General features: G+C 41.3%; 31 protein-coding genes and 1 pseudogene. All 32 read right to left on the bottom strand.

Going from position 1 to position 22401, the window contains the following annotated elements:
* Nucleotides 1–41: 41 nt before the first annotated feature.
* Entirely contained in the window at nucleotides 42–152 is a 111-nt protein-coding gene (locus BXO88_RS16810) for a DUF6462 family protein (RefSeq protein ID WP_330395087.1), read from the bottom strand.
* A gap of 90 nt (nucleotides 153–242) precedes the next feature.
* Nucleotides 243–467: a helix-turn-helix transcriptional regulator gene (locus BXO88_RS04370; protein ID WP_078036530.1), complete on the bottom strand. Its 225-nt coding sequence runs from the start codon at nucleotides 465–467 to the stop codon at nucleotides 243–245.
* An 80-nt stretch (nucleotides 468–547) separates the two neighbouring features.
* Nucleotides 548–658 (bottom strand): annotated as a pseudogene (locus BXO88_RS17115) (YoaP domain-containing protein); the annotation flags it as partial.
* Nucleotides 659–717: 59 nt separating this feature from the next.
* Complete coding sequence (locus BXO88_RS04360; protein ID WP_078036529.1) at nucleotides 718–1371, bottom strand: GyrI-like domain-containing protein; 654 nt, start codon at nucleotides 1369–1371, stop codon at nucleotides 718–720.
* A gap of 54 nt (nucleotides 1372–1425) precedes the next feature.
* The gene (locus BXO88_RS17230; RefSeq protein WP_330395080.1) at nucleotides 1426–2397 is read right to left on the bottom strand and encodes an isochorismatase family protein; all 972 of its coding nucleotides are present in this window, start codon (nucleotides 2395–2397) and stop codon (nucleotides 1426–1428) included.
* A complete protein-coding gene (locus BXO88_RS04345; protein ID WP_078036528.1) occupies nucleotides 2369–3355 on the bottom strand; it encodes a helix-turn-helix transcriptional regulator in 987 nt (328 codons plus the stop codon). The genes BXO88_RS17230 and BXO88_RS04345 overlap by 29 nt, the downstream gene beginning before the upstream one ends.
* A 216-nt stretch (nucleotides 3356–3571) precedes the next feature.
* Complete coding sequence (locus BXO88_RS04340; RefSeq protein ID WP_078036527.1) at nucleotides 3572–4465, bottom strand: AraC family transcriptional regulator; 894 nt, start codon at nucleotides 4463–4465, stop codon at nucleotides 3572–3574.
* A 58-nt stretch (nucleotides 4466–4523) separates the two neighbouring features.
* Nucleotides 4524–5018, bottom strand: a complete 495-nt coding sequence (locus BXO88_RS04335) for a CDP-alcohol phosphatidyltransferase family protein (RefSeq protein WP_078036526.1) — start codon at nucleotides 5016–5018, stop codon at nucleotides 4524–4526.
* Nucleotides 5018–5224, bottom strand: coding sequence for a hypothetical protein (locus BXO88_RS04330; RefSeq protein WP_078036525.1), 207 nt, complete (start codon nucleotides 5222–5224; stop codon nucleotides 5018–5020). Before BXO88_RS04330 ends, BXO88_RS04335 begins: the two co-directional genes overlap by 1 nt.
* Nucleotides 5221–5910 (bottom strand): CatA-like O-acetyltransferase, family 3, encoded by a 690-nt coding sequence (locus BXO88_RS04325; RefSeq protein ID WP_078036524.1) that lies wholly within the window; start codon nucleotides 5908–5910, stop codon nucleotides 5221–5223. The genes BXO88_RS04330 and BXO88_RS04325 overlap by 4 nt, the downstream gene beginning before the upstream one ends.
* A gap of 63 nt (nucleotides 5911–5973) precedes the next feature.
* Complete coding sequence (locus BXO88_RS04320) at nucleotides 5974–6885, bottom strand: alpha/beta fold hydrolase (protein WP_168171614.1); 912 nt, start codon at nucleotides 6883–6885, stop codon at nucleotides 5974–5976.
* A gap of 13 nt (nucleotides 6886–6898) precedes the next feature.
* Nucleotides 6899–7258, bottom strand: coding sequence for a hypothetical protein (locus BXO88_RS04315; RefSeq protein ID WP_078036522.1), 360 nt, complete (start codon nucleotides 7256–7258; stop codon nucleotides 6899–6901).
* Nucleotides 7259–7322: 64 nt separating this feature from the next.
* Nucleotides 7323–7688 (bottom strand): hypothetical protein, encoded by a 366-nt coding sequence (locus BXO88_RS04310; protein WP_031472159.1) that lies wholly within the window; start codon nucleotides 7686–7688, stop codon nucleotides 7323–7325.
* A gap of 11 nt (nucleotides 7689–7699) precedes the next feature.
* Nucleotides 7700–8455, bottom strand: a complete 756-nt coding sequence (locus BXO88_RS04305; protein ID WP_330395079.1) for a nitroreductase family protein — start codon at nucleotides 8453–8455, stop codon at nucleotides 7700–7702.
* A 122-nt stretch (nucleotides 8456–8577) separates the two neighbouring features.
* Nucleotides 8578–9162, bottom strand: coding sequence for a TetR/AcrR family transcriptional regulator (locus tag BXO88_RS04300; RefSeq protein ID WP_078036521.1), 585 nt, complete (start codon nucleotides 9160–9162; stop codon nucleotides 8578–8580).
* 658 nt (nucleotides 9163–9820) lie between these two features.
* On the bottom strand, nucleotides 9821–11017 hold the full coding sequence (locus BXO88_RS04295) for a mandelate racemase/muconate lactonizing enzyme family protein (protein WP_078036520.1): 1197 nt from the start codon (nucleotides 11015–11017) through the stop codon (nucleotides 9821–9823).
* Nucleotides 11018–11042: 25 nt separating this feature from the next.
* On the bottom strand, nucleotides 11043–12452 hold the full coding sequence (locus tag BXO88_RS04290) for an APC family permease (protein WP_078036519.1): 1410 nt from the start codon (nucleotides 12450–12452) through the stop codon (nucleotides 11043–11045).
* Between the two features lie 18 nt (nucleotides 12453–12470).
* Nucleotides 12471–13661, bottom strand: coding sequence for a mandelate racemase/muconate lactonizing enzyme family protein (locus tag BXO88_RS04285; RefSeq protein ID WP_078036518.1), 1191 nt, complete (start codon nucleotides 13659–13661; stop codon nucleotides 12471–12473).
* A 260-nt stretch (nucleotides 13662–13921) separates the two neighbouring features.
* Nucleotides 13922–14701, bottom strand: coding sequence for a FadR/GntR family transcriptional regulator (locus BXO88_RS04280; RefSeq protein WP_078036517.1), 780 nt, complete (start codon nucleotides 14699–14701; stop codon nucleotides 13922–13924).
* A gap of 125 nt (nucleotides 14702–14826) precedes the next feature.
* Nucleotides 14827–15543, bottom strand: a complete 717-nt coding sequence (locus tag BXO88_RS04275; protein ID WP_330395078.1) for a phage head-tail adapter protein — start codon at nucleotides 15541–15543, stop codon at nucleotides 14827–14829.
* A gap of 30 nt (nucleotides 15544–15573) precedes the next feature.
* Complete coding sequence (locus BXO88_RS04270; protein ID WP_078036516.1) at nucleotides 15574–15873, bottom strand: DUF1330 domain-containing protein; 300 nt, start codon at nucleotides 15871–15873, stop codon at nucleotides 15574–15576.
* A 264-nt stretch (nucleotides 15874–16137) separates the two neighbouring features.
* Nucleotides 16138–16512 (bottom strand): MBL fold metallo-hydrolase, encoded by a 375-nt coding sequence (locus BXO88_RS04265; RefSeq protein WP_168171613.1) that lies wholly within the window; start codon nucleotides 16510–16512, stop codon nucleotides 16138–16140.
* 5 nt (nucleotides 16513–16517) lie between these two features.
* Nucleotides 16518–17057, bottom strand: a complete 540-nt coding sequence (locus tag BXO88_RS04260) for a GNAT family N-acetyltransferase (RefSeq protein ID WP_078036514.1) — start codon at nucleotides 17055–17057, stop codon at nucleotides 16518–16520.
* Between the two features lie 3 nt (nucleotides 17058–17060).
* Complete coding sequence (locus tag BXO88_RS16805) at nucleotides 17061–17972, bottom strand: GNAT family N-acetyltransferase (protein ID WP_242945151.1); 912 nt, start codon at nucleotides 17970–17972, stop codon at nucleotides 17061–17063.
* Nucleotides 17973–17977: 5 nt separating this feature from the next.
* Nucleotides 17978–18400: a YjdF family protein gene (locus tag BXO88_RS04245; RefSeq protein WP_078036513.1), complete on the bottom strand. Its 423-nt coding sequence runs from the start codon at nucleotides 18398–18400 to the stop codon at nucleotides 17978–17980.
* Nucleotides 18397–18909 (bottom strand): SufBD protein, encoded by a 513-nt coding sequence (locus tag BXO88_RS04240; RefSeq protein ID WP_242945150.1) that lies wholly within the window; start codon nucleotides 18907–18909, stop codon nucleotides 18397–18399. Before BXO88_RS04240 ends, BXO88_RS04245 begins: the two co-directional genes overlap by 4 nt.
* A gap of 45 nt (nucleotides 18910–18954) precedes the next feature.
* A complete protein-coding gene (locus tag BXO88_RS17225; RefSeq protein ID WP_442944903.1) occupies nucleotides 18955–19098 on the bottom strand; it encodes an alpha/beta fold hydrolase in 144 nt (47 codons plus the stop codon).
* 18 nt (nucleotides 19099–19116) lie between these two features.
* Nucleotides 19117–19341: an alpha/beta fold hydrolase gene (locus tag BXO88_RS04235; protein ID WP_078036512.1), complete on the bottom strand. Its 225-nt coding sequence runs from the start codon at nucleotides 19339–19341 to the stop codon at nucleotides 19117–19119.
* Between the two features lie 222 nt (nucleotides 19342–19563).
* Nucleotides 19564–20094 (bottom strand): dTDP-4-dehydrorhamnose 3,5-epimerase family protein, encoded by a 531-nt coding sequence (locus tag BXO88_RS04225; RefSeq protein ID WP_078036510.1) that lies wholly within the window; start codon nucleotides 20092–20094, stop codon nucleotides 19564–19566.
* The gene (locus tag BXO88_RS04220) at nucleotides 20091–20546 is read right to left on the bottom strand and encodes a GNAT family N-acetyltransferase (RefSeq protein WP_078036509.1); all 456 of its coding nucleotides are present in this window, start codon (nucleotides 20544–20546) and stop codon (nucleotides 20091–20093) included. Before BXO88_RS04220 ends, BXO88_RS04225 begins: the two co-directional genes overlap by 4 nt.
* Complete coding sequence (locus BXO88_RS04215; RefSeq protein ID WP_035796506.1) at nucleotides 20543–21127, bottom strand: TetR/AcrR family transcriptional regulator; 585 nt, start codon at nucleotides 21125–21127, stop codon at nucleotides 20543–20545. Before BXO88_RS04215 ends, BXO88_RS04220 begins: the two co-directional genes overlap by 4 nt.
* Nucleotides 21128–21319: 192 nt before the next feature.
* On the bottom strand, nucleotides 21320–22123 hold the full coding sequence (locus tag BXO88_RS04210; RefSeq protein WP_078036508.1) for a MerR family transcriptional regulator: 804 nt from the start codon (nucleotides 22121–22123) through the stop codon (nucleotides 21320–21322).
* Nucleotides 22124–22401: the final 278 nt, after the last annotated feature.

Genomic DNA, 22401 nt, shown 5'->3' with positions numbered 1-22401 from the left:
ATATTCTTTTGTCTATAGACTAATGCTTATATCATGCTTTGTCAATACAGCCTATCCTCGAACTTGGATTGACACATGGAGTACATCTCTGCACCTTCCTTGTATCTGACAAAACGCTTCCGATCGACTTTCTTAGGTGTTTTTCTGTCAATAGTAGTCAGCCTCCTTCATATTATTTGAAGCTCCCTGCTTCTACTACAGATCAGAGCTATGTACTTATCAATGCTGTCTTTCTTCTCATCTTACGCCGCAGAAATGATCTCTTCCGAGCAGATCAGATCATCGATTGAAACAGAAAAGAACTTCGATATCTCCTTAAGCGGATCGAGGCTTGGATAACCGCGACCCGATTCCCATTTTGAGACGGTCTTTTCACTCACTCCCAAAATCTCTGCCAACTGAAGCTGTGTCATTTTTCTCTGTTCCCGCAGTTTCTTGATAGCCGTGCCCGTAATATATTGATTCATCTCAGATCCTCCTTCAATATCATGTTCATAAACAAATGATATTGCACCGGAAGCCTCATAACAACCTATGGAAAGTAGAGTTATTCGTTCACAAGCTTCAAAAACTTCTTGTCATTCATCTGTTCATTCGTGATATACTTCCCATCACAGAATAGCGAATAAGTTGTGATCGGCGTCGGTGCATTCTGCGCTTAGTAACCCTGATATAATCCATAGCCCTCTCCTCCTACTCTCTCCGTTCCGGTCCGTGCTAAGCGGATGTCCCCCGGACATCCAGCGCCCTGATCGGATGTCGGATCACTGTCTTCAGTTTCTCCGGCTGGACTTTTCTCGCATCAGATAGATAAATCTCATGGTGCAGTCTCTTGTCAGTGATATCCAGAACATAACCCTGTTCTTCTATAAATCTGTGCATTGCATCTACTGTAGCAGGTTCATCATCATACGATCCGATATGCATGCACTGCACACACAACCCTTCATCATAAGTAAAGAACTCCACCTTTGAGAAATCCTGTTTCTTCTTAACCGTAGCTTCCCTGACAGCCCACTCAAAATCATCTTTCGTTACAAAGTCTGGCAGGCGGATGACGGATATCCACTTGAAATCTTCTTTATGAGCATAGTCGATACCGATTACTCCATTCTGCCACCAAAAACCTTCCAATGGCGGAACTACATAATCAAAATATCCGTCAATCTGATGATCACCTTTTTTACTCATCTTGATCGTAAATGCGATTCCATACAAAAGACCTATAGCCTGTTTATATTCGCCATCTTCATCATTTGGATTCCCGCTGCCTCTAACCGCGATATAATTCATTTTCGGAACATCTACGATAGACGGCGTGCCCTTCGGCATATAGAATTCTTTATATTCCTTCTTATAATCAAACGCCATATCCTTTTTCTCCACTTCGTTTCGGTCGGTGCTAAACGATCGTCCACCGGACGATCAGCACCCCTCCGTCAGGTCTTTCTCTTCGTAAGGTTTATTCCAGGAACCGATCTCTATCAAGTTGCCTTCCGGATCAGCAATATAGCAGGTTCTCTGTCCCCAAGGTTCAAGTTCTGGTTCCAGCACGGATATTGCGCCATTTTCCACAGCCCTTTTGTACGTCTCATCCACCTCTTCAAAAGTATCGACATACAGCGCCATTTCAAAATGACCGTTCAGCCCTTTTATATACTCATACCGCCGGCTTGTCATCTTCTCAAAATCCTTCCTGCCGTAAAGCAGAAAAAGTGTTCCATCCTTTATAAGATAAACATTAGAAGTATTCTCTTCTTCCTTGATCTCAAATCCGAGAACATCCCTGTAAAAGCGAATCATCTTCCCCATGTCTTCTACAAGTAACCCAAAACCATCTAATCTCATGCTCTGTCTCCACTTCGTTCCGGTCCGCGCTAAACGATCGTCCACCGGACGATCAGCGCCCTCCATGTAATCCTTAAGTTCTTTGACCTCACAGCCCTTTTTCGCATAGTAGGCGTACATTTCATCCAGCTTTTTCAGATCATAGCTTGTAACACAATCGGATATCACGTGAACACTATATCCTGCCTTTGTCATATTGAAGCATGTGGACTTTACGCAGCCTGTGGCATCCGCACCGGCAATAAAGAACTCGTTAATTCCATTCTTTTCAATGAACTCTGTAAATTCCTCGCTCGTAAGCGCATTTGCCTTCGTCTTCACAAAGATATTATCGGATACCACCTTCATTTCAGGAACCAGCTCAGCACCTTTTGTGTCCGGCTTAAAGGTTCTGGTTCCCGGCGACAGATTATTATGCTTGATATAGATGATCTGCATATTCTCTGTCACAGCCCAGTCGATAGCCTGATTGATACGATCAATGATCTTTTTGTAGTTCTTAGTAATGTCATTTTGAATGTCAATTATCATCAACGCTTTGTTTCCCATGGTTCTTTTCCCTCCTTTCAAAAGCTCCGCATGGCTCCGCTTCGCTCACTGCTGTTGCATATTTTTCCGCCATATCACAGGCAATCTGATACAACTTGTCCCTGACAGATTCCGGCTCGATCACAGTCACCTTATCCCTGCATGAAAGCATCCATGATATCAGGCCTTCATCATCCGCATACTCATGTTCAAAGAGAAGCGATCCATCCGGCTGCTCTTCAAATGAACCCACGCCGTACTCTTCAACCAATTGCCACTTCATGGACGGATCAAAAACTGCTTTGACTCTTCCTTTTGCAGGAAAGACCTTTTCATTTGACAGCTCCGGCAAAGGAATCTCGGATCTTCTGTCAAACACCTCACCATGAACGATACTGTCCATCCTGTTCAGCTTGAACAGCCGGAAGTCTTCCCTTAACAGGCAGAACCCATATACATACCAGCTGGACCATTTGAAGATCAGATAATATGGCTCGATCTCCCTTTTCGTATCGCCTCCCGGCGAATAGTAATCGAAGCAGATTCTCCTGCGCAGTTCAATGGCGTCCTGGATGAGACCTATCTTTGGGGGAAGCGTATCCCGGTACCATGAAGACAGATCGATCAGTATGGAATCCCTGCCGTTTACAAATTCAGAAGAACCTGCCTGTATCTTCTCCATCAGCTGTCCGTAGTATCTGCTCCCACTTACACTGTCCAAACTTCGCAGTCCCGCAAGGATCATTTGCATATCCCGGGATGTCAGAAGCGTCCTGTCCATCCGGTATCCGTTCATAATGCTTATGCCTCCTCCGGCTCCCTGAGATGTCTGAATCGGTATACCCGCTTTACAAAGATCTTCGATATCCCTGTTTATCGTCCTCCTGGACACTTCAAAATGATCTGCCAGCTCCGGAGCCGTTGTCATCTCTTTCTGCAGAAGTATAGATAATATTCCGATAAGTCTGTCTATCTTCATTTGACCACCCTTTTCGCATATCTTATCAAGCCAAACAGGACAACAGTATGTCATGTTCTATATATAAAAAATCCGCTTGCGGATTTTTTTGCGCCGAGCGCGGTTGCGAATGCAACAATTACCATTCGCGCGAGTGCGCATCCAAAGCGGAGCGTATTTGGCGTTAGCCAAATATTTTTCCTGTACCCCGGTTTCCCGGGATACAGGTTTTGAATCTTACGCCTTCTTTTTTACAGGAATCCAGATCGCGCTGTGATAATCCTTGTCGGTCTTTTCCCCATTGACGCAGTCATACCATTCGACATTACCGTTTCCACAGAGCTCATAGTCAGGATTTCCCGGCAGCCACTCCTTAAATATGCGGGTATTAAGGCTCTGCAGTGACTCAGGGATAGGACCTATGCAGTCAAACACCGCCCAATCACCACGTGGGAACTCATAGACTACCATGCCATCCGGAACATCTCCGCCGGAGTACTTTCCAGCAACCAGATATCGGAACTTACCTCCGCCGATATCATCGATACAAACTCCATATTCTCCGATACAATGATCTATAATCGCCTTCTCTTGAGGGTTCGCCGGCTCATTCCCGGCATAAACATTTGCGGCATATTTCTCGCAGATCTCATCCCAGAACTTCGGGATATCCTGATAAGCGGTTTCGTAATCAAACTCTTTCTGAAATCCGATCACCTTTAACTGAAACATTGTTGTTACCTTGTATTCCATTTGGATACCTCCTTGAACCTGTACTTTGATAGACAAGGGAAGAAAAGTCTTTACATCTGCTCCTTCACGGGCCTGCGTGGGTGTCACGCCGTGGAAACGCGAGAAAGCCTTGCTAAAACTCTCCTGAGTTTCATAACAATACCGGAGTGCGATATCGATCACCTTATCCTCTGTCTCCTTCAGATCTAGTGCCGCATTATGCAGTCTCCGATTTCGGATATATTCTCCGAGACCGTAACCTGTTATCAGCGAAAACCCTTTCTGAAAGAAGAATGGTGAAAGATACACCTGATCGGCAACATCCTGCGCACTGATGTTGTCGGTAAGATGCTTCTCCATATAATCGATCGCTTTCCGAATGCTGGTAATTAACTCCATCGCCTGCTCCTCCTCCCTTGATGAGATCAGTATATATGTTCAGAAAGAAACCGTCCTGTCATTTCCTGTCCGTATTTGTCCTGATAAAGTGCCCTTCCTGAACTGCCGCAAAAGTCGCAACCGCGCATACCGGAATCGCCAAATACTTTAGCGGGACTATGGGAAATGTCAAAGGCAGTATAAAAAGCAATACCCCTGTCACCTTATTCATCACTGAATGAACCACCACCAACTTTCTTTGTACAATGTGTCCCGAAATGATGTTTATTATCTTTATAAGCGCAATCATTACGATCCATATACACAACCATGCCGGCATACTTATCACCGGGAGCAGCTTTATCAGGCATACTACTACGAATACAAAATCCGCAGCAGTGTCAAATCTCGCTCCAAACTCGGTGACAGTATTCATTTTTCGGGCAATAGTTCCGTCTATCATATCTGATAAGCCGCCAGTCAAATATAGTATATAGAATACCGGCGAAAACACCGGACAAAATAGCAGCGCAATACTGATCAGTCCCCTGAATCCTGTTATTATATTTGCCATCACTTAACTCTTTGGAACATGACCGTCTCTTCCTTCATGAAAATCTTTCCGACGCAGAAGCCATATTCCAGAAGTTCCTTCTTATACTTAAGAAAAGAATGGTCGATCGGGACCCCTGCAATTTCTTCAATCTCAGCATATGTAAGCTTGAAGCTTTCCGTTCCATTATCACGAATCCATTTCCAAAGAGGTTCATACTTACTCATGCCTGCTCACCCTTCTCTTTACCATTGCAAAACGCAACCATCTCTTTTTCTAACAGACGGAATACATTTGCAACCAGATATCCATCCGCTATCGCATGATTCATCCGAACCGATACCGGCATCAAAAGTTTCCCGTTCTCCTCACGATATTTTCCCCAATTGATGATCGGCAGGAAGTAGAGGAACCCGTCCGGCAATTCTATATTCAGGGAATCATATGAAAGCCAAGAAATGTAGGAAGCATCAAACCAGTTCGGATGCTTTTCCATATCAAGACCATACTCCCTTGTCTGTTTCGCCGCCTCGATATCTTCAGAAGCATTCTTGTAAAAAATCTCATAATCCGGATCATAGCTTGTATATACCGGCGTGCAGGTCTCCGTATCCTCATGAAAAATGTACTGCGCGGGATGGATCACATCGTAGCAGATCAGTTCTTCAGTCTGCCAGAGATACCCCATCCTGTAATCATCCCGTGAATTCAATACCTTGGATAAAATGTACAGAAAATTGATATAGAACTTTGTACCACTGTCCTTCGAGTACTTAACAAGCTCTGTCACATCAACCCTCGCTGTCATAGACGTCGAACACTTGCAATCCTCCGTAAAATGGCGGAACACACCCTTCCTGTAGTAGGTTTCCTTATTTACTATCCGATAATTTTTATCAAGGTTTATTTCCATATCAGTCTACATCCTTTCCTCTATGCTTGGATACCCAATTCCTTTGTCAAAATGCCCAAAATACTATGAAATCCATTGCAATGCCTGCATAATCACTTCAAAATTCGTCAGGTGAATATAATGTCCGCTATTATTGGCTCGCAGTAGAATTGACTGATCGGAAAAGGTTAGATATTCCTGCATCAACGACTGCCACAAATCTTCAACTTTAACTGCAAATTCCTTTGTGATTTGTCCGAATTCCATGATTTCTTTTATTTCAAATTCACTTTCATGGGTTATGAGTACGATGGGGATCTTTGGAAAATCCCCTTTTTCTTTTAATTGACAGATTTCTTTTTCCTCATGCGCCAGGCGATATTCCTCTAAAGCCACATCGTGTAGCTCTGCCTTTGTTAATTCATCTAAAATATATTTCTTTGCTTCCGGCGAAAATTGATCGTAGTAATAAAATGGGGGGGCTTTTCTCATGATCAGTTTTATAACAGGTCCTAAATGGCAGGAAGCCAATTTTTTCATGTTCACAAAGTTTTCCGATTTATTAAAGCCGCTCTTTTTCTGTTCTTTCGCTGTTAAAAATACTGATTTATATGTGTTGTCATTTGCAGATAAAGGATCAACAAACACTATTCCATAAACCATATCCGGATAGATTCTGGCAAATTGCTGCGCATACAGACCTCCCTGTGAATGCGCCAAAAATGTGATCTTACCTTTACACGATAATTTCATTAACAAAGCATGTAATTCTTCGGCTATATTTTTAGGCGAGCGAGCCTTGGAAATATTTCTGCCGCGCTCATACAAAAGAACGGTAAATTGTTTTGATAGTTGCTCTGCAATATGCCACCACTCACCGGCAACTGCACAAAGTCCCATTTCAATAACCAGATCAATATCTCCCTCGCCAAATATGCGATAGGATATATTCTGACCTTCTATCACTTTGCTTTTCAGTGATAATCCCTTTTTCATTTGTTTTCTCCCATCATCCCTCAAACTCGTCATTTTCAAGCTGTGACAGATATTCATCGATTCGGACTATGTCCCACGCATGGATCACACGACCGTCCCCGAGACTGACGCCGCAATGTCCCCAGTTGACCGAACCGTTTATGCTTGGACACAGGCAATCATAGAATACGAATGCACCTCGCTCCGAAACTCCGCTCCGCAGCGCGTCCTTATACATCTCGCAGGATTCCTTCGCAGAATCTCCACCAAATATTTCGATATGATTGCTGATTTCAAGTGCATCCTCGATAAACGTTAGACACCAGCCTGCATACTCAGTGCTGCCAAGTTTGCTTTCAGCAAAGCGGATCATATTCTCTGTCAGTTTCTCCATCTGAAAAACTCAATCCTCTATAACATTTGAATTTGTTATCGAAGACAAACCAAAATCTGGTTCTTTAATTCTTCGTAATTTGAAACCTACAATGTTCTGCTCCACGTAATATCGTTTCCAGGATCTCAACCTCAAATGTGCTATTGGGTTCCAAGCAGTTTAAAACATACAAAATACTTTGTCTGCTGCAATTACACTGATCAGGATCAGTAACTTGGCCAGACTGTACTTTGGGACAAGTGCATTTCTCGTATCCAAGTTCATAGGTATGTCCGGCCTCGATGACTTTTCCAAAATATCCGTTTCCATTCATTGCTTCGCCATAGATAATATCAAAATCACCACCACAGGACTTATACAACTTGATCTGTGCAGGAAGAACAGTGTCTTTTACACAGGTTACGGCTTGTTCATAATACTTGTCTTTCATAAATCGTCCCCTTATCTATAAAGTCTGTATTTTGCATTCAGCACCAATTCTCCATCATCAGCATCTGAATAAAGTGTTTTCTCAAATCCAATACCGTTATGCTCAAGGCAAAGATCCATAAAGCAAATGAAAATTCCTATATCAATGCGATTATAGAATAAAACTTTATCCGCAGGCATTATTCCCCTTTTGCCGGGCTTCTTGTATCTGTAAACCAATAGCTCGCCATCGTTCTTTACAAGCCACGGTTGAGAATTACATGCGCTCGGTGCAAACCTGATAATATCGGTCACACCCGAGATCTGTTCGCCCTCCCATATTTCTTTAGCTTTCTTTCTTTTGCTCTTAAACATATCCTTGCGGTACTTAGAGTCATCACTGATCTTCCGGATGGAAAACATAATGACGAACTCCATATCCTCAAATGGTTCTTCTTTTGTTTTCCCTATTCCGAACCAGAGCGTTCCGATATTTCGGGATACAAGATAAAGGTCGAGTTGTTCACCGAGATAACCAATGTTTTGCAGATAGCCGTCTTTCTTTTCGCTGTAAAGCAGAATGCAATATTCTCCGCCGCGTTTACAGTTAGTCTGCTTTTCAGGAACAATGCGAATGGCGGTTTTGATTTCGGGATTCAGGGGAGTAAACTCTGAATATGCATTTTGTATATCGTTGAGCTCGTATTCACCAATTGATTCGTTTCCAACATTTCTGAAAATATGAAACGACTTTCTCTTAAATATCATTTCATAAAAGATGTCGTTCAATGAAATCACCTCCGTAAAACCGGAATTAATCAATATCTGCCGCCGTATATCATTTTGGATTCTGCTGTCCACTTGCGAATGAAATCTGTTCTCTCATCAGTATAGGCATCTCTGTTATGCTCCTATCTCATGTATACCTTACAAAAATGCCGCAAATGCTTCTCGATGTATTCCATGCATTCTTTCTCACACTGCGGCTGTCTGTCTGACCTTGCAATCTGCAGAACAGCCGGTGCGGTAAGTTCTACTGCAAGCAGCTTCGGATCATCCTTTACGACTATCCCCTCATCCATCATTCCCTTGATAATCTTTGCAAACATCCTCTGTATTCCATCCAGCTGGTGTCTGGTTGTAGCCTCGGAAATCCTTTCATTCCTGAACTGCTCTTGCACAAGAAGCATCCGCGTCTTGCGGATTATGGGATCCCGCATTGTGAATGAGATCCTTTCCATAGTCACCTTTATAAACTCCTCCCGGCTCTCAGGCACCTTCCCGATGTTTTTCTCAGATCCAAACATTACCTCATACCGCTCTTCCGCAGAATCAATCAACGCATTCAGGATGTCCTCTTTGCCCTTATAGTGCTTATATAGCGATGGAGCTTTGATCCCGACAATATTTGCAATCTGCTCCACGCTTGTTCCATCGTATCCATTCTCTGAAAATAATGTTAATGCCGCATCCAGTATTTTCTCTTTGGTAGACATTGTTTCCTCCATTCCGCTAACAAACATTAGCTTTATTATAGCTAACGTACATTAGCTCATCAAGACAAAAAATTCGGCTGACCCTGGATTTAAACCCAAGACAGCCGTATTTTCAGGCTTTCCGGAGCATTCCCATATCTTCAGTGTGATGTCAATCAACATACTGTTTCCTCCATAAGTATCAAATTAAGGGTTTCCGATAATGGTGTCTGCATTATCCTCATAGATTTCTTTTAGCTGTCTTTCCAATTGCATAATCTATATGGCATCTATAATGCTTACTTCCATCAATATGTATGATTGGAACCTCTTCAATTCCAAAAGCTTCCATGATGACCGGGATGTATTTCTCATCAATATGACAGCTCATGTATATGAGTGGTTTTCCTTTATTTGATATTTCAAGTCTTCCTCTTTGATAATAATCGAACTCTTCACGACAACCCTTAGGTCTAATATGCTTCCATAGTTCTCTGTGATTATAGTTATTTCCGTTCTTGGAAACTCCTACTTTAACCTGGTCATCATATATATGCAGTTTATCTTCTATAAGTCAAAACAATCCTCTTCAAAAAATAATCCAGAAGTGCTTATAATCAACATCTGTCTTACCATCCGAAGAGGACTGCCTATTGTATGATCAGTTATTAACTTGTACTCACTCTATAGTTACATGCTTTCTTGCATTCTCCATAGCCTCATCACTCATTTCCTGTCCGATACCTGGAATCTCAGGAACTTCATAGAAACCATTCTTTGGCTCATAGAAATACTTTCCTGCCTTCTTGAATTTTGTCATGAGATTTGCATTGTGCTCCTCATGAATGACGAAGTTCGGAATTACTGTTTCTACCTGTAATGCAGCTGCTGTTGCGATAGGTCCGCCACAGACATGGATCTGTACACCTATATCATATACCTGGGCCATGTCACAGATCTTCTTTGTCTCAGTGATTCCACCTGTATTCGCAAGATCAGGCTGGATAATGCTGAGTGAACGATCTTCAAAGAACTGTCTGAACTGCCATCTGGTTGATGATCTCTCACCTGTTGCCAAAGGAAGACTGCAGTTTTCCTTTATCACCTTGAAAAGTGATGGATTGTCCGGCTTGGTTGGCTCCTCATAATACATGATATGATATGGTTCAAGTGCTTTACCAAGTTCGGATGCAGTATTGGCATCAAGTAATGAATGGATTTCAACTATGATATCCATATCATCGCCGCCTGCTTCTCTGGCTGCAGCAATTCTTTCTACAGATTTTTTCAAGTCATGCTGTCTGTAACAGCCTCTGATCTGATTACCCTGAGTTGCAAATATAGCGCCAAGATCAGGAACATCCTCGCTTCCGGCGAAAACAGGATCAATCTTAACGGCATCATAGCCATCCTTCATGGCATCCTTTACAACATTATAGTAATCTTCCGGCTTGGATAAGATATGAAGATTATCATCAGACTCGATCAAAGTTCTCCAACCAAACTGAAGCTGCGATGCATATGTGCGGAGCTTTGTGTTGGTCTTACCACCAAGCAGCTTATATACCGGAAGACCAAGCTTTTTACCCTTGATATCCCAACAAGCAGTATCAATGGCAGCCATAGCAGAAGAAACAACTATTCCTCCGTTCATTCCCCAGAATGTATGTCTGTGGAGATGTTCCCAGATTTTCTCTGTATCAAAAGGATCATATCCAATAACAAGTTTAGCAAAGTCCTGACACTGTCCGAATGCTGCTTCTATACAATTACCATATGCAAGACCTGCTTCTCCAAAACCACTGATTCCCTCATCAGTATTAACTTTTACCGTGATAAAATCACCCAAATAACAATCTACACTTGTAATCTTCATTGTATTTTTCCTCCTAAATTATAATTTATGCCATGTTCTCACCTGTTTCTGCCCACAGTGATGTATGGATAGTAACATTAGCACTCTTTCCTACTAAGTAACCAACGATCGCAAACAGAACAACCATAACAACATTGAGCATGGTTACGACTGGTGTCATTGAAAGTAATGATTTCCAAAGGATCACGAGTGAAAGAATCAGAGAAATAATGCATACCGCATAATAAAGGCCATTTGAAATATGGAATCTTGACTTTTTCCATGCTTCCGGATAGAGCTTAGGCATCTTCATATATGCTATAAAGTTCAGTATTGCGAAACATGATGTAAAAAGCTGTACCATGTTTGTGATCACAGTTATTGAAAGACCTGCAACAATTGGAATCATTCCCATGATATACATAAATGTAAGGATCCAGACACGCGCGTCCTTTTTATTCTTCTTTCCAAATACTGCCGGAAGCCAGCCGTCATCGCAGGACTGTCCTATAGTGATAGCATTGTAAGCAAAGCTGGAATTAAGAGTTGATAACAGAGCCATGATAGGACCTGCAATGATGAATCCATAGAAAAGAACCGGCGGGAATATTCTCTGAGCTGCAAATACAAGTGTTGTTGATGCACCGTATTCTTCCACGCTCATTACACCTACACCTGCCATGGCAACTCCTACATAAAGAATAACAAGAGTCGGAGCTGCAAGAAGAAGTACGATAGGTATATCATGTCTCGCATCAGCAGAATCGCGTCCGTAAGCTGTTGTCATATAATAGCCCTGACATGAATAAACAAAGAGAAGGACTGCACCGGTAAATCCTCCGGATATCTGGCCATTGTTAAATGTGATTCCCCAGCCGTTTATAAGGAAATCCTTGTTGGCGAAATCAAATATAGGAAGACGCATCTTGAATATGCCTACCACAGCAAATATGAACAATGCTGCGATCAGTAACCATGTCATAAGCTTCTGAGCTTTAGCCATGATATCGATACCTGCAAGATTTACTACAAAGAAAAATGTCAAAAGAGCTGCTCCTGTAATGATCCTTGCTGTAGGGGATCCAAGAACCGGGATGATATCTCCAAGATAAGCTGATGCTGATGCACCAAATAAAGAAAGACTAAGACATTGAGTCAAATACATATAGGCGAAGACACCGGCCACTCTGGGTCCAGCCATTCCACAAAGCATCGAATAGTTTCCGCCCGCCATACGCACAGTGGATGAAATAAAGACATTTGGCAATATGATCAGGAATCCCATAACTATGGCTACAAAATAAGCGAGCCATGCTGAATATCCGGTCATCTTAATTGCCGGAACTATCAAAGTGATGACACCGGCTCCTATAACCTGTCCAATTGCTAATGCATAAAGCTCAGGTCTCCTGAGTGTACCCGGCTTTGCCTCCTTTTCTCTGACAACATTGATCATGGTGATGCCTCCTTCCTGTCATTCCACCACTTTATAAAGAACTGCATTGTCTATAGCTGATTGTAAGAATTCATTTCCGATACCGGGTAAATCAGGGATTTCAAGATATCCGTTTACCGGCTGGCGGTTATATTTTGTAAGTCCGACACTTGTATCACTTCTGTTGCATACATGATGCTCATGAATGATGAAGTTCGGAAGTGTGCATTCAAGCTGAATGGCTATATCGGTTGTCAACGGACTTCCGGCTGCATGTACCTGTATACCTACATCAAAAGCATGGGCCATGTCTGCGATTTTCTTGACTTCAGATATTCCTCCACAGTTTCCGATATCAGGCTGTGCAAGCTGTAGAAGGTTTTTCTTAAAGTAATCCGCATACTGCCATCTGGAGAAAAGTCTTTCTCCGTTTGCAATAGGAACAGAGGTGTACTTTGCAATATATTCAACTGTCTGGGTTGAAGGTGTATTTGGCTCTTCAAATGCCATGATATGATATTTTTCAGCCAGTTTTCCTAACTGTACAGCACCTAAAGCATCCGGGTAAGAATGATTCTCCATGATGATATCTACTTCATCACCTGCAGCCTCTCTTGCAGCAGACATACGTGCCTCTACCATCTTCAGCTGCTTTGGAGTCAGGAATCCTGTAGTATCAAGGAAACTCAAAGGCTTTCCTTCTTCATCACGATCAAAGAAATCTATCTTTATAGCATCATAACCTTCTGCTACTGCAAGCTTGACATTATGTGCATAATCTTCAGGCTTGACTGCCCATAGATTTTCTGATTCTCCGACCATTCCCCATCCGAACTGAAGCTGCGATGCATAAGCACGAAGTTTGTCACGTACCTTGCCGCCCAGTAACTGATATACAGGAACCTCAAAATATTTACCTTTAATATCCCAAATAGCTACATCAATTGCTGCAATTCCCGAGAAAATGACCGGACCGCCATTCTGTCCCCAGAATGTCTTTTTATACATCGTCTCCCAAATCAGTTCTGTCTGAAGCGGATCCATACCTATGATGAGTTGTGCAAGATCGACTACCATACTATAAGCAGCATCTCCACCTATTCCATAGGCCATTCCAGCTTCGCCATCACCATATAGTCCGGTATCAGTATGAACCCTGCATCCGATAGGACTGTTCTGTTTTGAATTTGCTGTTGGAAGTCTGAACACTTCAACTTTTGTGATTTTCATTTTATCCCCTTCCTTTTGTTTTATAACACGTTCGATTCAGGTTTCACCTTTCCATCTGTTCACCTGTTCGCTAGGTAAATAGTATTCCTTTTTTTATCTTTAGTCAATGAGTGTATGTGCATTTTGTTGCATTAATACAATTTATAGCAACTTTTATTGTGCATATTGCAAATTAGTATGCCAATAAAAAACCAGTCGCATCATTTTGCAACCGGTTTCTTAATATTCACATTATTCAATTTAGCTCATAGAAAGCCTGATCAATCATTTTCCATAAGATAATCTATATTCAGTAATGGATGCATAAGTTCATAAATGAGGCTCTGAACTTTTGAGGTATCATTGTTCTGGATAACACCAAATATACGGCCATGTGTATCGTTATCTGTCACTATAGGAAGGTTATTATCCATTCTGTAACGAATTCTGGTAGACAGTAACTGCTTTATATGAGTACGAATTGCGGCTTTTACCATAGCATAAACATCTATATACACCTTATTATGGCTCATTTCTACAACATAACGGTGAAAATCAAGATCGCTATCCACCAATGCATCTAAAAGATATTCATTATCAGTATCTGTCGAATACTGTCTGGCAGCCGAGTAATAATCATCTAAAAGTTTTTTTAATTCATCTTTCTCCTCATTTGTGCCATTTGTGGCTGCAAGATACAGACTATCACCTTCAATAAGCTGTCGAAAACGCATGATATCTTTGAATACGTCATCCGTTGTATCTCGTCCGGCATATAAACTGCCTATTTCGTTCATCAAAGGTTCCAGTGAAAATCTCTTAACGTAGGAGCCTTCTCCATTTCTTGTCTCTATAATGCCAAGTGTATTGAGTTTTTGCAGAGCCATGCGGACACTCAAACGATTCACATTGAACATCTCAGCAAATTCGCCTTCAGATGGTAATTTAGTTTCTTCCGGCCAAACACCATCCACTATATTTTGTTTGATTTCTTCGCACACCTGATCCACAACAGATATACGCTGTATCTTCTTTTTGATGGTTTTATTGTTAATTGCCATAAATTATTTATAAAAGCATTCAGATTTGTATAACTAAAGATTAAAGTTCACATACTGCTTTTCCCCATATATGATAAATTTTAGCATATATAATTAATGAATTCTATGGCGGTTATTTCTTCACCCTAGGATGTCCTGCAGCCGCCGCACCATTCTTTAAGGAAACAATGATTACAGGAAAGACCGCAGAACGCTATGAAATCTACACCTTTTCTTGCTTTCCGGCAAAGCTCGTTCTTAATCCGGCACATTGCTTCGATATGCATGATCCAGTGTCTGGAAAATGGCATTTGGATAAGTCCTTTTACATCTTTTCCGCACCAATAATCGATCAGCCAGAGGGCATCTTCATCTTTACTGACCGAGCCGCTTTCGATAAGTCTTTCCCTGTCATCATCTGTAAATTTTTTTCTCAGGTCTTTGTATTGCAGATTCTTCAGCAGCTCATTTGTTGAATCCATCACAGATCTGCAATAATCATACAATGCTCTCACATCAAGTGCTGCGGAAAACTCTGCGATCCCCTCCCCCTTTAACTCATTACCGGTAGTGATGATCGGACTGTTTATCTCGCGGTTCCAATCCTCTGAATAAAGAACCTGACTGTCCTGACAGATCAGTGTATGCGCCACAATATCTTCAATCCGGAATATATGCCACAGAGAATAACCGAGGGTTTTGCTGTGATACCCCTTCGCTTTGGCAAAAGGCAGCTGGAAAAATGCTTCTTTCGGATATGTATTCACTATTGATGTTATCTGACCAAAAAGATCCTCCCTAAGTTCAAGAAGAAGGGCAATGCCCTCATCAAAGCTCTCTTTCTTTCCGATCAGAGACTGCATTTTCCTGTTTTTTTTCCGACCATTCCTTATTCATGTCTCACCCTCCACGATCAATGCCCTGGCATCTACATTATCCACCCGTTCATGCATGATATGCCTGTACTCTTCAGAAGCAAAACAAGCATCCAACTTTTCTCTGGACGGAAAACGAATTATAATTACTCTTCCCGGATTTCTAAGAGGACTGAGCGCCCGGATATTTTCTGTCCGTACAAGATATTCTCCTCCAAAGCTTTCAACAATCGGCTTTACCTTCTCGATATAATCCTCATAGGTGCCTCTCCCCTTGTTTTCATCAATATATACATCAACAATAAAATAACAGCTCATCCCATACTTCCCCTATCGTAAACAATTTATGGTCCTGCAAAAAAGCGGATTAGTCTTCAGCATCTGCATATTCAGCCTGTCACATACCTGGGATGTCAAGGTTTCCAAATCTGTCCCATCGTCCAACTCCAAAACTGTGTTTTTAAGCATATCTATGATCTCCACTGCATCAGCAAGCCTGCTCTTCATCATCTCGCGGTCATAAGTCCGATCCCAGGCAGGATAATAGGTTTCAATGCCTTCCAGCCGAATCTCATCGCCCTCCTAAACCACAAAATCAACTTTTGATGATTTTCCTGCGAGATTATAGAAATTCGGAATGGGTCTTTCCTTGAATTGCAGATCGATATCCTCAATCCAAAGCCTTTCACCTTCGCTGGCATAAATCTTACATCCTGAATGTTCCCGGAACCACGCCGCTGATCCGATATGATCAGGATGCGCATGCGTAAGAAATACTCCCTTAATCTCAGAAGTATTCCTTCCAATCGAATCCAGATAATCCATTATCTTAGTCTCAGAGCCGTAAACACCCGAATCAATAAGGTAAAGTGACTCTGCTTCAAGAATATAAACATAGACAAACCTTTTAATCTGTTCAGTTACATTAAAATCAATCTTTATCTGATGAACCTTCATTTCGATCATCCTTCCTTAAACAAATCTAATTCCGGTATTTTTTCATAGTACAAAAAATCTGTAACGCCGGTGTTTTCGGCATACAGTCTCTGCTCACCCCTATATAAAAACCCGGCTTTTTCATACATCCTCTGCGCCGGAAGATTTGTTTTCAGCGCATCAAGGCGAAGCGCCTTTTTCCCATTCCTGACTGCAATCTTCATCGCTTCCTCAAGAATCTTGATCCCCAGTGATCTTCCCTGATATGAAGGAGAAACCGCAAGCAGATGAACTGTTGCTACCTGATCGTTCGGAAGTTTATCCCTCCATACTATCTTCTCGTATTCCGCGCCCTGATTCATAGAAATTGCCACAACCCCGGCGGCATCATCTTCATCCATCAGGAAATACATCTCATCATGCAGAATATATGCTCTAAGCTGTTCATCTGTAGAATGCTTTCCATATACCCACCTGGCATATTGCTCTATCAGCGGAGTGTTCTCTATCACATCAATATATATTTTCTTCACTGCCTCGAAATCATTCGCATAAACCAGCAGCATCTTTCAATCTCCATCTTCTGCAAAATCTTCATACTTCATCGGCGTAAACCAAATCCCGTTCACTGTCTGTTCTTTATCCGTGTCTGTAAATCCCAGCGCATGATAAAACGGCACTCCATAGGGCGAGGAATTAAGAGTGATTATCTGATTAGGATATTCCTGCCGTACTGCTTTGAACAGCTTTGTTCCGATCCCTTGGCGATGATATTTTCCGTCCACAAAAAAGAAACAGATATGCTTTTTGTCTGATCGGATTCCCACTAGACCTATCAGTCTTTCCCCGTCAAAAGCACCGTAGTATTCAATTCCTGCAAGATATCCTTCGTCATGTAAACACTTCCGGAATTCCTCTATGCCCTCTTCCCCATAATCCGGTGACTCATACTCTGAAAACACTCTCCACGCAAGGTCAAGAGCTGTAGATCTTTCTTCAGCAGAAAGCTTCCTAATTGACACCTCACTTTTCATTTTCTCCATATAAACAAATATTAGGTCATCTTTAACGATCCTTTGATCAAACTCTCTATATCCATTGTCCTGATACAACCGGATGTTATCCTTGCTTCTTGTACTTGTAAAAAGCTCATATCGCTTACCTGCAAAACTTTGCTCAATCTCCGTCAGGAGCCTTCTTCCATAACCCTTACGCCTGTGATCCGGATGAACCATCAGTTTCCCGATATATACGGTTCCATCAGCTTCTTTCGCACGAACTGAGCCGATAATAGTGCCATCCTCATCGATCATCTTGAGAATACGCCCTTGCGCATATTCTTCTGTTACTTCATCTAACTTTTGTTTCAGCGGAGGAATATCGTTACTTCCAAACAAAGCAGCTTCACTCTGATATGCCAGATACTGCAACCGAAGAATCTCATCAAGATCTTCCAGATTTGCTTTTTCTATTCTACACATATTTCTTAATGCCCCTTATGCTTCTCCCTTTTCTTCAGCTGTTTCATCTCAAACAGCCTATTGCTTTCCGCTTCCCGTTCCTTCTTGCTTCGCTCTTTTCTCACCAGTTTATTCTGTTCCTGTTGCAGTTTAAGAGCTTGTTGCGATTTCGTACCGATTCCTTTTTCTAAGATCTGTTTTTTCGCGTCGCGCTGTGCCCTTTTCGGATTTTTCTTTACATCCTTTACATCGGTTTTAATCGCCGGACTATATTGCAGGTGATAATAATGCCTGCTAATGAACTCCCGCACCTCATAATCCTTTGGTTCAGCACCGAATGTCACCTTTGCCGCCGATAGCTTCCCATTTTCAATTCTCTCAAAGACTCCCACCCAAAACGGATCCTCAAAGTATACCGTCAGCCGTCCCTGACATTTTTCTGTTCTCACGTCGCCTTCGTCTCCGTGTTTTCGTTCGCAAAATAAAAGATGTTGTTCAATGAAATTACCTCCGTAAAGCCTGAATTCATCAGTATCTTTTCCGTTTCTTCCATGTCCCTTTCAATCAGCGGACGCATACTGTCTTTGTATTTGGACAAATCAGCGCTACGCAGAGCAGACAGAATTTGCGGGATATACTGCGGCCTTGCCAGTCCCACTTGAGCAAGCGCCTTCACACATTGTCTGGCGGTGATGGGCTTTTCATCGGTGATGTGTTTCAGATAATCCGGAAGGATGAGATCGAACCGGTTTTCTTCATCCCATTGTGCGTTTGCCGCAAGGATATACAAAGCTCGATTTCTTACCAATGACTTTGGATGGTCGAGCAACGAAGCAACATCCTCAAAGTATTCATACCATTCATCTGTATCATGGCTTTCTGCAACAATTCTATCAGTAAAGGCACAGGCATATTTATCATCTTTTGATGTAAGCTTCTGTACGATGTTTTCTTTCATCCCAATGCTCCTCCCAAATCCCGATTTTGTCGTAATCATTTATATTTACACATAACAAATCATTTGCAAAGGATCTACAAACACTATGCCACGAATCATATTGGGGTACAATCTGGCAAATTGCTGCGCATACAGACCACCCTGTGAATGTGCCAAAATAATAATCTTACTTTTACAAGGGAGTTCCATTAACAAAGTATGTAATTCTTAGGCTATATTTTTCGGCGAGCGCGCCTTGTAAATATTTCTTCCACGCTCATACAAAAGAACGGTAAACTGTTTTGACAGCTGCTCTGCAATGTGCCACCACTCGCCGGCAACTGCACCAAGTCCCATTTCAATAACCAAATCAATATCTCCCTTGCCAAATATGCAATAGGATATATTCTGACCGTCTATCGATTTGTTATCCAGAGATAAAGATTTTTTCATTTTAGAATCTCCTTTTAATGCAATACTCTGGGACAAAAGTATCACAAAACAAAAACAGACCTCCTCCTTGCACGGATTTAAGTCTGTTTTTCACTCCAATATTTTTCGACAAATCCTGATTTTTGGGATGTATACCTAAAACAATTGTTATTGTTCCCTTAGGCATCCATTTTACAATCCTTTTTTCATTCATATAGTAACTGGTCTATTCATATTCCCCTATCACTCTCCTACAACTCCCCTTTCTGAAACAAAAGGAGCGCTTAAATCATAATCCGAGATTTCGGAAATGGGTACGGGCAGTTTAAGACCGATTTGGGAATCCATGTAATTAATATGTTTTGAATAAGCATCGTTGCCACTTCTGTCCACAGAATAAAGCTGTATCGTATCATTTTGCAATGAAATAAAAGCATGCCCAAAACCTGCAGGAATCAGTACTGCCAATGTATTTTCTTCTGACAGTTCAAATGACTCCCATTGAAGATAGGTTGAGGAGTCTTTTCTCAAATCAATAACGTAATCCATACCTCTGCCTTTTATGACTGTCACAAACTTCGTCATTGGGCTACTCTCTTCTCTGTAGTGTATTCCAAAAAAAGTTCCTTCTTTGGGCATGCTATAGATTCTTGTCTCCCGAGCATTGAAACAGGCAGTGTTTTCATCAAAAACATATTCCAGAGATCCACGGTTATCAACACGCGAATGGAGCCTATATATTTTTACTTTTCCAAATATTTCTTTTATCATCATATCCGCCTCAATATAAATCTGTATACTTTAACACTTCCATCCATTTCTTCAGACTGGATATCAAAGCCGCATCTTTCTGTATAGAATTTTACATTTTGACTTTTGTCCACAGGAGTTACTAGTGTAAATGTCTTCCAATCAGAATAATGTGTTATTGCAAATCGCATTGCAGTCGTTCCTATTCCTCTTCCCTGAAACTCAGGAATTACACATAAACATCCGGCTTCATAATTACCCGCTTCCAGCTCCCTGCATGAAATGACACCAACCGGTTTACTTTCATTAAGAATTATGAATTTGGGATAATCAATTATTGACTGCTCCATCTCTTCTTTTGTCCTTCCATACGCCGGACATTCGCCATATTTTACGTAGTCATCATAAAAAGCAGCGTCATATATATCCCTCACCAACTCTGCATCAGCCACCTCAGCATTTCTGAACTCAATCATTTTTTATTACCCCTCTTATTTCTATACCCATCCATCCCGGATATCATCACATTCAGTGATATCTCAAAGCTCTCTTCCAATGATATTGGATTTCCAAAAGAATTATGAATCTGAAGCATAATAAAACCTTCAAGGAAAGATCTGTATGTTCGAAGCAAGTGATTAGCGATCTCACGATCTATCCCTAAGCCATCTGTCTGCTTGAAGAAAAAAGAATATAATCCTTCTGTGGCAGAAAGCAGCGCATCATCTGAGTATTTGTTATACCAGAGCATAGCTTCAAATACGCCAGGATTCTCTATTGCAAACTTATAGAATTTTTTTCCGTAATCAAATAGATTTGCTTTTTCATCTGAAGAATCAATTCCTCTGACAACGTCTTCCGATACAGTTTGCCAACCATATATCATAAGACTTCTGTGCATATCTTCTATGGTCTTCATGTGGTTGTACAATGAAGGCTTCCTGATTCCTAAATATTCTGACAGTGTAGTAACCGACAAGTAAGACAGCCCCTTTTCGTTGGCCAGTTCTGCAGCTTTTTCTACTATTTCTTCTTTTGATAATCCTGTTCTTGGCATAACATCTCCCAATCAAAAATAACTAACATTGTTAGTTAATATTATACTAACAATGTTAGTTATTTTAAGTATAAAGTGCAATATAAATTATCTTGTCAAATTTGAATTATTCTCTTTACTATTGCACAACGATCTCCAAATAACCGACAATTTGAGACTGTTCTGCAGCTTCAGATCCGTAATATCTTCTATTCATTTTGTATCGTCTTCAATCGGAAGCTGGATCTCAGTCAGCCATTCTTCCTCAGATTCTTTATTCCAGATTCCGTCAATATAACACTCTCTGGCAAGACCTGCTACTGTATATCCGTTCTGGTCTGCATATTTCATAAGAAATGCATAAGCTTCACCGATATTAGCATAAGAGCCCTTATGATAGATGCTCAGAACCTTTGACTCTGGCAGTGTTTTGAACTTAATGTGATCATTTTCTTTTCCGATCGCTTTTACAGCTTCGTTATGCCTGATGCGGATATCAGTTTCCTTATACTCTCCATCAAGATATTCGCAGAACTCGTAGGGTGGATCTGCACACTCCATCCCCGGATTAAGACTTAGGCATTCTTCTCCAACTGCAGGTATCCATTGCATCATGTCCGAATACACCTTTAAAACTGTTTCGGATGTATAAACAATCGTCTCCGGGATCACTTTTTCTGTAACCTGATAGTTCATCTCTTTGTCCTCCAAAATTGATTTTATTATGGAAAGACGGGATTCAATTTGATGCTTTTCTTCGATAAGTGACTTAAATTTTTCCTGCAGGATTTCTTTCACATCTGCACCTGAAAAGATTGCTTTTATTTCCTCTACAGACAGATCGAGCTGCCTGAATGATTTGATTCTTGCAGCGGTTTCAAGCTGAAAGGTATCATAAAACCTGTAATTATTCCATTCGTCAATGTGCACAGGCTTCAGAAGGCCTTCTTTTTCGTAGTACCTTAAGGCTTTGATTGTCAGATGTGATAGCTTTGAAAATTCACTTATCTTCAGCATTTTTAGAATTTCTCCTTTCCACATCTGAAACGTTAAACTATCCCCTAAGGGACGAGTCAATTACTTTTTTCATCACGTCATAACAAAGGTGATCACCATCTTCACTTAAAAGAATCAATCTCATTCTGCAGATTCTGCAGGAATCTTCCTGCATGTGCTCCATCCATCTGCGTATGATGAAATTGGAAGGACAACATCATATGATAACCTTGTTGATATAGATTGATATTCTTTATTATCAAAAAGAAATTGTTGTCAAAAAGATTTCTTTGGCATTA

The organism is Oribacterium sp. C9 (assembly GCF_002007235.1).
Taxonomy (GTDB): domain Bacteria; phylum Bacillota; class Clostridia; order Lachnospirales; family Lachnospiraceae; genus Oribacterium.
This window is presented reverse-complemented; position numbering and strand designations above follow the sequence as displayed.